Below are 13,236 nucleotides of genomic sequence, written 5' to 3'. Positions count from 1 at the left end.
TGGTGGTCGCACAGAAGTTGCCCTAAAAATTAATTCATATTATATGAATAATATCAGAGCGCGGTCACCCTTGACCTGTCGCCTTCCCACAGACCGCGCCGGAGGAAGTCCAATGTCGTCGTCCATGTCGAGAACCTATGCCAAACGCAGCCTGCACAGCATCGTTGCGCACGATCTGGGCGCACGGATTGTCTCGGGCAAACTGGCCCCGGGCGAGGTTCTGCCGACCGAGGCTGCCTTAAGTGAATCGCTTGACGTGTCACGCACCGCCCTGCGCGAGGCGATCAAAATCCTGTCGGCCAAGGGATTGATTGAAAGTCGGCCCAAAACCGGCACGCGGGTTAAACCGCGCACAAGCTGGAACCTGCTGGACCCTGATGTTCTGTCCTGGCATTTCCCCGATCCCGACCCGGCGTTTTTATACGGGTTGTTTGAAACCCGCATGATTATCGAGCCCAATACCGCCGCCATGGCCGCCGAACGCGCCACCGAAGAACAGCTTGCCACGATCGAGGCCGCCTATGTCGGCATGGAAAATGCCGAACTCGGCACCGATGCGGTCTATATGACCGATCTGGCTTTCCATCAGGCCATTTTGGATGCCTCGGGCAATGATTTCATGAAATCCTTCGGCATGTTGATCGAAACCGCCCTGATCGGCTCTTTCCGCCTGTCTTCGGGCGGGCCAAAGGCGCATGTCAAATCCCTGCCCGATCATCTGGCGGTTTACAACGCCATCGGCCAGCGCGAACCCGGCGACGCCCGCGAAGCCATGCGCCGCCTGCTTCGCCGCACCATGCGACAGCTCCGTCAGCAACTCGGCATGAAAAGCGAACATGACTGGGATGTGATCGGGCTTTGATCCGGTTTGAGATGATCTGACTGGGGATGATCTGACTGGGGATGATCAAGCTTTGATCCGGGTTAAGATGATCCGGCGATAGATGAACGGGCCACAGATCAGGCTGTAACGTTTTCGATACACCTGATGGCACCAAAACCGATCCGAACGTTTGACCACTCCAAAAACCGATCCGGGGCAGCCAATTTGGCCGCCCCGTTTTGCTATCCTCATACCATTTAAAACAGCCCCGAAATCCGGCACCGCCCAGCACCCCCGCCCGGCGCAGTAAACAAACCCCCCATTACTCACCAAAAATGAATAATTCTTACCATTGCGTATTTTAAGTTAATAACCACACCCCCGATTACCCCTCAAAAACACCCCCGCAAGATCGACTTTCCGACCTGTTTCCGGGACAGAAAATCAGCTTCCTGACAGACTAAATCAGGCCCGGAAACTCACCCAAAAACACGCAAATTTCACCCCCGAAACACCCCGCCAAACAGGCTCAATCCGGCCTCAAAACCCGCAGGCCCAAGTGACCAAACCGCACACTCGCAGTCCCGCACACAACAAGACCAAAGCAAGACCAAATCAAGAAAAGGCGTAACGATTCAAGCTGCTGCCCCATTCACAAAAACCGCTAAAAACGGCTACTTTCTGCGCGATAATCCCGTCATGTTGCCCCGGCGCGCATCCCCGAAAATGACCGGGTGATCAGGCGTTGCAGCACGATAAAACCAAACAAAAGTGCGCCGATCATGATCTTGGTCCACCAGCTATTAAGCGACCCGTCAAACGCAATCAGGGTCTGGATCACCCCCATGATAATCCCGCCAAAGAACGTGCCGACAACAAAGCCCATCCCCCCGGTCAAAAGCGTTCCGCCAATCACCACGGCGGCAATCGCGTCAAGCTCCACCCCGACCGCTGCCAGTGGATAAGCCGATGCGGTGTAAAACGCAAAAACAACACCGGCCAAAGCACTGAAAAACCCCGATAAAGTGTAAACCCGAATGATTGTGCCATGCACCGGAATACCGAGTAATTCCGCCGATTGCCGGTCGCCGCCAATGGCATAAACATTGCGCCCGAACCGGGTGTAATGCGCAATCACAACCCCGGCAATCACGGTGATCAACATCAAAAGAGCCGCCGCACTGATCCAGCCACGACCGGGCAGTGGAATTTTAAACCCGCCGAAATCCGACACGAATGGATGATCAATCGGCACGGAATCAAGATTAATCAGGAAGCACATCCCGCGCAGGAAAAACATCCCGGCCAGCGTGATGATAAACGGCTGAATATCGAATTTGGCGATGATCAGCCCCATAAACGCGCCAAATGCCGTGCCCACCGCCATCGAAATCACCACAGCAATCAACGGATGCAGGCCAAATCCGGTCACAAGTTCGGCCATCAGAACACCAACAAAGGCAATCATCGAGCCGACTGAAAGATCAATCCCGCCCGACAGAATGACAAAGGTCATGCCAACGGCAGTAATGATCAAAAACGCATTATCGGTCAGAAGTGCGCCCAGAACATAAGTATCTGAAAACGCCCGGTGTTCGACAATGCCGTAACCATACAGCAGCACCAAAACCGCCAGCGTCGCCAAAAGCGGGTAATAGCGTTCATTAATTTTCATTGGATTTTCCCCGCATCAACTTACCCCACGCCGTGCCAATCAACTCACGTGATTTCGGTGCCTGCACCAGCAAAACCACCATCACCACCCCGGCCTTGACGATCAACGTGTATTGCGACGGCAACCCCGACAGCAAAATCCCCGTGCTAAGTGCTTGAATGATCAAAACCCCGATCACAGTCATGCCAAGGAAGAACCGCCCGCCCATCAGTGATGCCCCGCCGATGACAACCGCCAAAATCGCATCCAGTTCAAGCCACAGCCCGGCATTATTGGCATCCGCGCCGCGAATATCAGCCGCAATAATGATCCCGGCAAAGGCCGAACACAGCCCCGAAATCGCATAGGCCAAAAGCTTGATCCCGCGGGCATCAATGCCCGCCAACCGGCTGGCGCGGGCATTGCCGCCAACCGATTCAACAAACAAACCAAGGGCCGTTTTGCGCATCACGGCATAGAGAATGCCAATAACCGCCGCCGCAATGATCACCCGCCAGGGAATGCCAAGGATATAGCCACTGCCGATGCCTTCGAAAAACGCACCGTGGAAGGTCACGATTTGGCCACCGGTGATCATCTGTGCGATGCCCCGCCCGGCCACCATCAAAATCAGGGTAGCAATGATCGGCTGGATATCAAGATAGGCCACCAAAAGCCCGTTCCACAGCCCGCACAAAACCCCGGCCCCAAGGGCGGCCAGAATGATAATCGCCGGATGCAGATCGGTATCGCGGATCAGAACCGCCATGGTGGCCCCGGAAATCGCAATCACCGACCCGACCGAAAGATCAATCCCGCGTGTGCCGATAACAACCGCCATCCCCACCGCAACAAGGGCGGTTGACGCCCCGCGATGCACCACATCAACCAGCGATCCATACAGATGCCCGTCAACAATACGAATATTGAAAAAGTCCGGTGATATGATTCCGATGCCGATGATAATCAGCACAAGTGCCGCGACCGGGCCAAACCATTGCCGGCTAATCAAAGAAGATGCAGACATGGACATGGTGCTGCTTTCGCGTAATTTGTTTTTGTTTTGCAAGCTGGTCATTGGGCAATCGCCGCGATGATTTTATCCTGGGTGATATCAGCACCCGTAAGTTCGGAAACCTTTTCACGATCCCGCATCACCGCCACACGGTCGGCAAAGGCGACGATTTCATCAAGCTCGCTTGACGCGACCAGCAATGCCAGCCCCTCGTCACACAGCTCTTTGATCAGCTTGATGATATCGGCGTGCGCGCCAACATCAATGCCGCGTGTCGGTTCATCCAAAATCAGGAAGATCGGCTTGGACACCAGCCAGCGCGCCAGAATGACTTTTTGCTGATTGCCACCACTTAACTGCCCGACCGGTTTTTCACTATCGGGTGTCGCAATCCCCAGCGCCTTGATCATCTCGTCGGCGGTTTTTTGTTGTTCGGCACGCGCAATCGGGCGCAACCATCCGCGCCGCCCCTGAAGGGCCAGCATGATGTTTTCACGCACGCTAAGCTCGGCAACAATGCCATCCTGTTTGCGGTCTTCGGGACACAACCCGAAACCGGCCCGGATTGCATGACGCGGGGATCGTAACATCACCGGTTCCCCGTCAAGGAAAACCAAGCCGCTATCAGCCTTTGTCGCGCCAAAAATCAATTCGGACAATTCCGTCCGCCCCGATCCCAAAAGCCCGGCCAAACCAACGATTTCACCGCCCGAAAGATCAAGTGATACCGGCTCAAGCACGCGCTTTTTGCCAAGGTTCTTAATCTGGATCTGGCGGCCCTTGCCGGTAAAACCGCTTTCATCAAGATGACGGTGCGAACTGACCTCGGCCAATTCACGGCCCAGCATATGATTGATCAAATCGATCTGTGGCAAATCACGGGTGACAAAGGTGCCGACCAAGCGGCCATTGCGCAAAACCGTGATGCGGTCGGTAATTGCGTAAACCTGATCCAGAAAATGAGTGACAAAAATAATGCCAAGCCCCTTGGCGCGCAATTCACCCATGATGCGAAACAGGGTTTTGATTTCCTCGCCGTCAAGGCTTGCGGTTGGTTCATCAAGGATCAAAACCCGCGCATCAAGCGCCACCGCGCGTGCAATCGCAATCAATTGCTGGATCGCGACCGAATACGATCCCAGCGGCCGATTAACATCAATATCAAGGCCAAGCGTATCAAGCGCGGCCTTGGCATCACTTTCGGTTTTTTTCCACGCGATAAACCCGAATTTCAAGGTTTGGCGTTCCAACATCAGGTTTTCGGCAACCGACAGCGTCGGCACCAGATTAACTTCCTGATAAACCGTGGAAATACCAAGCGCCTGCGCATCGCCTGGATGTTTTGGATGGATTTCGCGGCCCGAAAGCGTGACCGAACCGGCATCACGCGGATGAACCCCGGTAATCACCTTGATCAGGGTCGATTTCCCCGCGCCGTTTTCCCCCAAAAGCGCGTGAATTTCACCCGATTGCAAATCGAAATCGACATCCTGCAACGCTTTGACGCCGGGGAAAAATTTGGCCGCCCCACGGATCGAAAGCACGGATTGCGTCTGTTCAGACATGGATAGGCGCCTCTCCCTCTATGTTTTTTTATCCGGTCCCCGGATTTTCCGGGCCAGAGGTACCCGAACGCACCGCTTGTGCGATGACAAGGGTGCGTTCGGGCCTTACACATTTGTCTTTATCCCCTGCCCGTGTTGCCCGGACAAAAGAACAAGACGGCCTTACTTGCTGCGCATTTTGTATTCTTCGGCAGCCGTATCAGGCAGGAAAAGCGGACCATTGGCTTTGATCCATTTCGGCACATCTTTGCCTTCTTTGGCCGCCGCAATCGCATCAAACGACGGCCCGCCCAAATGCGGGTTCAATTCGATGGTCGCATTGGTATCGCCATCGGCCATCGCTTTAAAGATATCGGGAACCGCATCAATCGATACGATCAGGATATCTGTACCCGGTTTCAGACCAGCTTCCTTGATCGCCTGAACCGCACCAAGGGCCATGTCATCATTATGGGCATAAACCGCACAGATGTTTTTACCGCCATCTTCAGCTTTCAAGAAGCTTTCCATCACTTCCTTGCCGCCTGAACGGGTAAAGTCACCTGATTGCGACCGGATGATGTTGATTGCCGGGAAATTGCCAACAACCGATTCAAAACCGGCCTTGCGATCATTGGCCGCCGATGAACCAACAGTCCCCTGCAATTCAACAACGTCACAAACTGCATTGGTTTCTGCCGCAAGCCATGCGGCGGCAAGTGCACCTTCAACCACGAAATCCGATGCCACTTTGGTCAGATAAAGACTGTCATCGGCGGCAACGCCCCGATCAACCAGAACAACCGGAATACCGGCATCCTTGGCTTCTTTGAGAACCTGATCCCAGCCGGTTTCAACCACCGGGGCCAAAAGAATGCCATCAACGCCTTGGGCGATAAACGACCGAACGGCCTTGATCTGGTTTTCCTGTTTTTGCTGCGCATCGGAAAATTTCAAATCAATGCCGCGTTTTTCGGCTTCGGCCTTGATCGATGCGGTTTCCGAGGTGCGCCAGCCACTTTCAGAACCAATCTGCGAGAAGCCGATCATCATTTCTGCCTGTGCGGCAAATGACAGACCAAGCGCAACACCAAGGGCCGCGGCTGAGACGGCAAACTGCTTAAGACTTTTCATTATTTCCTCCCTAAAATCTGCTTTATTGCAAAAGCCATATAGTAATACAATATGATTTGAAATAACTCAACGGACTAAATCAAGGTCATGTCTTTCGCGTATAAAGCGCGGTTGACAACAGCCAAAAAAGCAGCAAAAACAACAAGAAGCAGGGATTTCAGAAGCATTGCGCCATGATTAACAAACCCGCCATCGTCGCCACGGTTCCGGCCGGAACCAAACAGGAAAAAGACAATATGTTGCAACTTGAAACGGCGAAAATGCGCCTTGTCCTATCGCCCTATGGCGCACGCCTTCACGAGCTGTGGCTGCGTAATGATGACGGGACAGAAACCAACATCACCGTCAGCCTTGCCGATGACGCGGCCTATGCAGCACAGGACAGTTATATCGGGGCGATTTGCGGTCGTTTTGCATCACGCATTGCCAATGCGCGCTATACCAGCCCGGATGGGACCGAATTCGTGCTAAGTGCGAATGAAGGCAAAACCCATCTGCATGGCGGCAAAATTGGATTTAACGATCACAACTGGCAGGTGCAGAACACCAGCAAAACCGCCATTCGGTTTGACCTGCACAGTGCCGATGGCGACCAGGGATATCCGGGAAATTTCGATGCCACCGCGACCTATAGCATCATCGCCGATAACCGCCTGCGACTTGAAATGACGGCGACCTGCGATCAAACCTGCCCGGTCAATATGACCAATCATGCCTATTGGAACCTGTCGGGGCGCCTTGATAAACCGGCAACCAATCACATCTTGCAAATTGATGCGGATGCCTATCTTCGCCTTGACGACAGCCTGATCCCCTTGCCCGGGCGCCAAAACGTTACCGGCACTGGATATGATTTCAGGAACCCGTCCGAGATCGCACAAAACATGGCCCATGCCGATCAGGGGTTTGATCACAGTTATTGCCTGAACGGGCAACGCGGCGACTTGCGCCAGATTGCCACCCTGACCGATCCCGACAGCGGCCGGGGCTTTAAACTGTTTTCAACCGAACCCGGTTTGCAGCTTTATCTGGCACAGCATTTCACCAATGCGATGACCGCCAAAGACGGCACCGCCCTTGATAAATTCGTTGGCATCGCGCTTGAACCGCAGGCCTTCACCGACGCCCCAAATCGCCCGGACTTTCCAAGTGCCTGGCTTAATCCCGGTGAAACATACCGGCATGTGATCGAGTGGGAATTTAGTTAATCGCACAAGGCCCCGCAATTGCGGGGCCTTTGTCATATGGTGCATTACCAGCCACCGCCACCACCGCCGCCGCGACCACCACCGGAAAATCCCCCGCCAGAGGATGAAAATCCAATTGATTTTGCCGGGGCCGGGGCCGGCGCACCAAACGAAACAGCCGCCGAGCTAAACCGTCCAACGCTTTGTGCTGAGAAACTGCGTAATCCGCGCCAATCGCCCCGTGTGTCGCGATACCAAGTCGGGTTATAGCGGCTTACACCATCAAGATCAGCATCACCATCCGGGCCAACGTTTGCAGCCTGTTTTCGCAGGCTGGCTTCGAACTTGTCGGTCCAGACGTCTTCGACGCCCAGTGCCATGGCATAGGGCAGATGTTTTTCAAACAAAGCAGCGGTTATTTCACTTTCTTCACCGGCAAAATTCAAACGGTCTTCTTCGGCCACCGTCAGATAGCGACGATAGCCCGCGATATGGCCAAGCAATTGCTGGAATGCTTTGGTCGGGGCTTCGAGCCAAATCGAAAATGTGCCGCAAATGATAATGATCAGAATGATTGTGAAAATGGCCAATGGTGAAACCGTATTCACCAGCCCCCCCATCACACCCAAAACGGGGGCGGCAACAACTGTGCTGACAATAACCAGCTTGACCGCATCGGGGAGTTTACCGCCGCGCCGAACCCCAAAATTGGCCAAAAGCCGCCGAAAGATATTGAACAAGATCATCCCGGCCCCGAATGCAAACACACCGCAAAATCCAGCAACCAAGGCGGATTCAAGATCAACCATACCAACAGATGGGTCCAGAACCAGTATCGCAATAATCGCCATAAGGCCGATCACACAGCCGGTTTTCCATTCCCGGCCATTGCGGATGATATAGGTGTTTTGCAAATCGGTGTTGAAATGGCGCGCAATGCCATCGCGGGCGGTTCTAACTTGGGGAAGATAGCCATCGCCAATCGTTATTTCCGGTGCCTTTGAACTGCCCAAAAGCGTATTATACATATCGATTTCTTCTTCGGGCAGGTCGGATCGGTCGCCCTGCACCTTGCCTATTTGGTATTCTTTAAATGGTGTCACACGAATGGTGACAATCCGTTTGGTCGCAAGGCTTGTCAGAATGACGGCAAAGGCATTGGTGACAAAGCTTTCACCGCCATTGCCCTGCCCCCACAAAAAACCAACCATGGCGGGTGACATGCCTTTGGGCGGTTCAAACCGGGGAATAACGGTTTCAGCCCGGGGATCACGCCCGACCTGATGCCATGCCGCCCCAAAATAAACCAGCAGGATCATCACCCCGAAAACCCCGGCCAGCAGCCCCCGGTTATCCGTCGCCAATTTAAACAATTGTTCGGTCAGCCCCGGATGCTGAACAAATCCTTCGGGCCAGGACACTGCAATGGTCAATCCTTCGCGCGGCGATAGTCGGCCCGTTGTCGCAAGCCAAAGTTCCCCGCCGCTATTTTCCAAAACCTTATAATCGCTTTCGGTTTGGCCCTCGGCCCCGGTATAGGCCGAAAACTGTCCGATGGTTGCGCCCGTTGGGACTTCGATGTGAACCGTTGCCTCGTCAATGCCCAAATCCCAACCATTGCCGGTAACATTCCAATACAACTCATCAAGGCCGTTGCCATGGCCAAGTTGCCCCGACATCACATAGGCAATTTCATAGGCATGAACGCCCTTGGTAATAAAATGATCGGGATCACCGATATAAATGCGAATTCCGGGGCCGAATGTTTTGGTAAAAAAGGGTTCGCCCTTGTCATCGCGCAACAGATATTCGATATCAAAACCCGATACGTCATAAAGCCCGAATTGCGAAAGGGATATGACGGGAATATCGCGATAAATGCCCCGCTTGATCTTGTCACCGGTGGCATTGACCTTGATCTTTTCGATCACGCGGATATCGCCATTTTCAAGAACGGTAATATATGCCGCAAAGGATATTATGCGTTCATTCCGTTCAGAATTTGATTGCGCGACAGCACCGTGATTGCCAAGCACCAGAATGACAATCAGCCCCATCAGGAAACAGGCCAACCGGTGTAACATCGCCATCACCACCGCCCTTTTCGCGCTATCAATTGAACTTCACGTCGGGAACGGCTTTGTCGATGACCTGTTCAACTTCGTAATATTCTTCGGTCGCGAAACCGAACATATTGGCAATGATATTATTGGGGAATGTTTCCACCGAGATATTCAGATCGCGCACAGTTCCGTTGTAATAACGTCGCACCATTTGAATTTGATCTTCAAGTTCGGCAAGGGTGCTTTGCAATTCGATGAATGTCTTGTCGGCGCGCAATTCAGGATAATTTTCGGCCACGGCAAAGATACGCATCAACGCATTTGAAAGCTGCCCTTCGACCACCTGACGCCCGGCGGCATCATCGGATGCAATCATGCCGGTTTCGGCACGCAGCCGGGTGACTTCTTCGAACAAATTCTTTTCGTGCGATGCGTATCCCTTGACCGTTTCAACGATATTGGGGATCAGATTTGCACGACGTTTAAGTTGCACGTCGATGCCGCTCCATCCTTCGCGGGTACTTTGACGCAGGGCGACCAGACGGTTGTAAATCTTAACAACCGCAAAAAGCACCAGAACCAGAACGACCGCCACACCGGCAGCGACAAGGGAAATTCCGCTCACACCATCCGTCCTTATTTTGCAAAGCGCATATCAACGCGATCAAGGACTTAAAGCGTAGCGGAAAGTTTCACAAAAGCAATCGATTGCACGTAAAAGTTTGCAAACCGGCTCGGCCCCGTCGCACCGTCAAAGCGCAGCAACCACCCCATCGGCGCGCGGATCGGTTGCCCCCTCCATCATGCCATTGGCATGCATCAAAATGCCGCCCGCATGGCCCATCATGTCTTCGAAATCGCCGACGACTTCGACCGCGTGACCGGCTTTTTCAAGGCTTGCGATCAAGGCCGGGGCAAAGCGGTTTTCAAGTTTCAGCGTCGTGGTTTCATCGCCCCAGGTTTTACCCAGCAACCAGCGCGGCGCGGTGATGGCGGCCTGCAAATCCTGTCCGAACATCACATGGCGGGTAAAGACGGCGGCCTGGGTTTGCGGTTGTCCCTCACCCCCCATGGTGCCATAGGTCAGGACATTGCCATTGTTAAGCCGCGCCATGGCGGGGTTAAGCGTATGGAATGGCAGGCGGTTGGGGCCGAGTTGATTGGGGCCATCATGCAGCGTAAAGCTCGCCCCGCGATTTTGCCACAGCACGCCAGTTTCCGGCACAACAATGCCCGATCCGAATTCCCAGAAAATGCTTTGGATATAGCTAACCACCGTACCGTTTTTATCGGCTGTCCCCATCCAGATCGTATCGCCCGGCTTGGCAACATGGGGCCAAGGCAAAGCTGATTGCATATCGATTTTGGCGGCCTCGCCTGCCAGCATCGCATCGGTCAAAAGCAACATCGGATCGATATCCATCCGGTCGGGGTCGCCGATATGGGCATCGCGTTTGATAAAGGCGCGCTTGGTGGCCTCGATCACGCCATGGATATGATCAAATCCCTCGCCGGTTTTTACCCCCAACCGGTCAAACAGGCCAAGGATCATCAGCGATGCGGTGCCCTGGGTTGGTGGCACCATGTTAAAGACAGTGCCCGATGAAAGTTTAACCGAAAGCGGGGTCATGGTTTTGGCATGATAGTTTTCAAAATCAGACAGGCGCAGCGGGCTTCCGACGGCCTCAAGCCCCTTGGCATTGGTGCGTGCGATATCGCCGCGATAAAAATCATCCAGCCCAACATCACCAAGCCGTTCCAGCGTCGCGCCAAGGGCGGGCTGTTTTAAAACATCCCCGATTTTGGGGATGCCGTTTGCGGCATAGGTCGCGACATAGCCCGGCACGTCTTTCAGTTCGGGCATTTTATCGCGGGTTAATTCGTGTTGCGATTTCGTAATCGGAACACCGATGCGCGCATGATGGACCGCATCGGCGACAAGGCGCGACATTGGCAGCTTGCCACCAAGTTTTTGTGCGATTTTTGCAGCATCTATCCAGCCCCCAATCACCCCACCAACGGTCAATGCCGCCAGGGGACCACGGGCCGGGATTTTATCATGACCAAGATCGCGGTAAAATTCCGGCGTTGCCAGCCCCGCCGCCCCGCCGCAGGCCCGAATTGCCACCGGGTCCTTGCCCGGTTCGGCAATCAACCAGAACCCATCACCGCCAATCGCATTCATATGCGGATAGACAACCGCGATGGTTGCCGCCGCGGCAATCATCGCTTCGACCGCGTTGCCGCCTTCGCGCAAAACATCGCGCCCGGCCTGTGCGGCCAAATGATGCGGGGCGGTAACCATGCCGCCAAGGCTTGTTCGGGTTCTCAGCATTTCAAGGGACCTCCGGCGTGCTAAAAAATCGGGACATGCCGGATGAAACCGGCATGTCCGTTTATTTCGATGTATTTCGATGTATTTCGATAAATCCTAACGCCAAAACGTTGTGCGCATCAGACGAATTTCACATCGTGGATCAGAAACCTACCACCCGATCAAATTGGGCAGCCAACTTGTCAGCCCCGGGAAGACAAACAACAGGATCAGCGCCAGCGCCTGAATACCGATAAACGGGATCACCCCGCGATAGATATCCATTGTGGTGACGCTTTTGGGCGCAACCCCTTTCAGGAAGAACAACGCCCAGCCAAACGGCGGTGTCAGGAAGCTGGTTTGCAGGTTCATCGCCACAAGGATGGCAAGCCAGGCCATGTCGATGCCGCTGTTTTGAAATACCGGCAAGAACATCGGAAGCGCGATATAGGAAATCTCGATCCATTCCAGGAAGAAGCCCAGAACAAAGATTACCGCCATCATGAACAGCAAATTGCCCATGTCGCCACCCGGCACCCATTCAAACATGGCATGAACCAACCCCTCGCCACCCAAACCGCGGAATGCAAGGCCAAAGGGCTGCGCACAGATCAGGATAAAGAACACCATCGCACTGGTGATCAGCGTGCTATGAAGGACTTCGCGCATCACGCGGAAATTCAAACGCCCGGCGATCAGAGCAAGGATCAACGCGCCAAGCGCGCCCATGGATGCGGCCTCGGTCGGGGCGGCAATCCCGCCAACGATGGATCCCAGAACCGCAAAGACAAGGGCCAGTGGCGGCACAACCACCTTGACGATTTTTATCAAAAGTTCGCGTCTGCCCATGGCATCGCGTTCTTCCTGCGGGATGGCGGGCACCATTTCGGGTTTGAAAATCCCCAACAGCACCAGATAAAGTCCCAGCATCCCGGCCAAAATCAAGCCCGGCACCATGGCGGCGGCAAATAATGTGCCGACGGATTCACCCAGAATATCGGCAAGCAGGATCAGAACAAGACTGGGCGGAATGATTTGGCCCAAAGTGCCCGATGCGCAAATCACGCCACACGCCACCCCCTTGTCATATCCTCGATTGATCAGCGGCTGAAGCGATAGCAGACCAACCGTGACCACGGTGGCCCCGACAACGCCCGATGAGGCGCCCATCAGAACCCCGACAATGACAATCGCAAGCCCCATACCGCCGCGCAAACGGCCCATGGCATGGCCGATGACATCGATCAGCTCCTCGGCCAGTTTTGACTTTTCAAGCATCACCCCCATGAAGATGAAAAGCGGCAAGGCCAAAAGCGTATAGTTCGTCACCACGCCATAGATACGCGCGGGCAACAGATTAAAAAGCCCTGTACCAAAGCCCAGAATACCAAAGGCAAAACCCGAAATCGCCAGCGAAATCGCCACCGGCACGCCAAGTACAAGAAAGGCAAAAAAGCCCCCGACCATGCCAATGGCCAGCCATTCATTTCCAGTCATTTTTG

Annotated in this window: 10 protein-coding genes; 2 read left to right on the top strand and 8 right to left on the bottom strand. The window is 54.1% G+C overall.

Annotation, left to right across the window (positions count from 1 at the left end):
* The first annotated feature begins 112 nt into the window (after nt 1-112).
* Nucleotides 113-862, top strand: coding sequence for a FadR/GntR family transcriptional regulator (locus TALK_RS20635; protein WP_085621058.1), 750 nt, complete (start codon nt 113-115; stop codon nt 860-862).
* 658 nt (nt 863-1,520) lie between these two features.
* On the opposite strand, the gene yjfF is transcribed toward TALK_RS20635, so the two are convergent.
* The 4 genes from yjfF to TALK_RS20615 form a co-directional block, all read right to left on the bottom strand.
* The gene (gene yjfF / locus TALK_RS20630; RefSeq protein ID WP_085621057.1) at nt 1,521-2,498 is read right to left on the bottom strand and encodes a galactofuranose ABC transporter, permease protein YjfF; all 978 of its coding nucleotides are present in this window, start codon (nt 2,496-2,498) and stop codon (nt 1,521-1,523) included.
* On the bottom strand, nt 2,488-3,504 hold the full coding sequence (locus TALK_RS20625) for an ABC transporter permease (RefSeq protein ID WP_169715086.1): 1,017 nt from the start codon (nt 3,502-3,504) through the stop codon (nt 2,488-2,490). The genes yjfF and TALK_RS20625 overlap by 11 nt, the downstream gene beginning before the upstream one ends.
* Before the next feature lie 47 nt (nt 3,505-3,551).
* Nucleotides 3,552-5,057, bottom strand: coding sequence for a sugar ABC transporter ATP-binding protein (locus TALK_RS20620; RefSeq protein ID WP_085621055.1), 1,506 nt, complete (start codon nt 5,055-5,057; stop codon nt 3,552-3,554).
* A gap of 162 nt (nt 5,058-5,219) precedes the next feature.
* On the bottom strand, nt 5,220-6,170 hold the full coding sequence (locus tag TALK_RS20615; RefSeq protein WP_085621054.1) for an ABC transporter substrate-binding protein: 951 nt from the start codon (nt 6,168-6,170) through the stop codon (nt 5,220-5,222).
* 173 nt (nt 6,171-6,343) lie between these two features.
* Here TALK_RS20615 and TALK_RS20610 point away from each other — a divergent pair, with 173 nt between their 5' ends.
* A complete protein-coding gene (locus TALK_RS20610; protein ID WP_085621053.1) occupies nt 6,344-7,378 on the top strand; it encodes an aldose epimerase family protein in 1,035 nt (344 codons plus the stop codon).
* A 44-nt stretch (nt 7,379-7,422) separates the two neighbouring features.
* On the opposite strand, the gene TALK_RS20605 is transcribed toward TALK_RS20610, so the two are convergent.
* The 4 genes from TALK_RS20605 to TALK_RS20590 form a co-directional block, all read right to left on the bottom strand.
* On the bottom strand, nt 7,423-9,447 hold the full coding sequence (locus TALK_RS20605; protein ID WP_085621052.1) for a DUF2207 domain-containing protein: 2,025 nt from the start codon (nt 9,445-9,447) through the stop codon (nt 7,423-7,425).
* Nucleotides 9,448-9,469: 22 nt separating this feature from the next.
* Entirely contained in the window at nt 9,470-10,045 is a 576-nt protein-coding gene (locus tag TALK_RS20600; RefSeq protein ID WP_245830063.1) for a LemA family protein, read from the bottom strand.
* A 126-nt stretch (nt 10,046-10,171) separates the two neighbouring features.
* On the bottom strand, nt 10,172-11,755 hold the full coding sequence (locus TALK_RS20595; RefSeq protein ID WP_085621051.1) for a gamma-glutamyltransferase family protein: 1,584 nt from the start codon (nt 11,753-11,755) through the stop codon (nt 10,172-10,174).
* A 150-nt stretch (nt 11,756-11,905) separates the two neighbouring features.
* The gene (locus TALK_RS20590) at nt 11,906-13,231 is read right to left on the bottom strand and encodes a TRAP transporter large permease (protein ID WP_085621050.1); all 1,326 of its coding nucleotides are present in this window, start codon (nt 13,229-13,231) and stop codon (nt 11,906-11,908) included.
* Between the last annotated feature and the right edge of the window lie 5 nt (nt 13,232-13,236).

The organism is Thalassospira alkalitolerans (assembly GCF_002115745.1).
Lineage (GTDB): Bacteria > Pseudomonadota > Alphaproteobacteria > Rhodospirillales > Thalassospiraceae > Thalassospira > Thalassospira alkalitolerans.
Note: the sequence above shows the minus strand (reverse complement) of the source record. Positions and strands in the feature narration are given on the sequence as shown.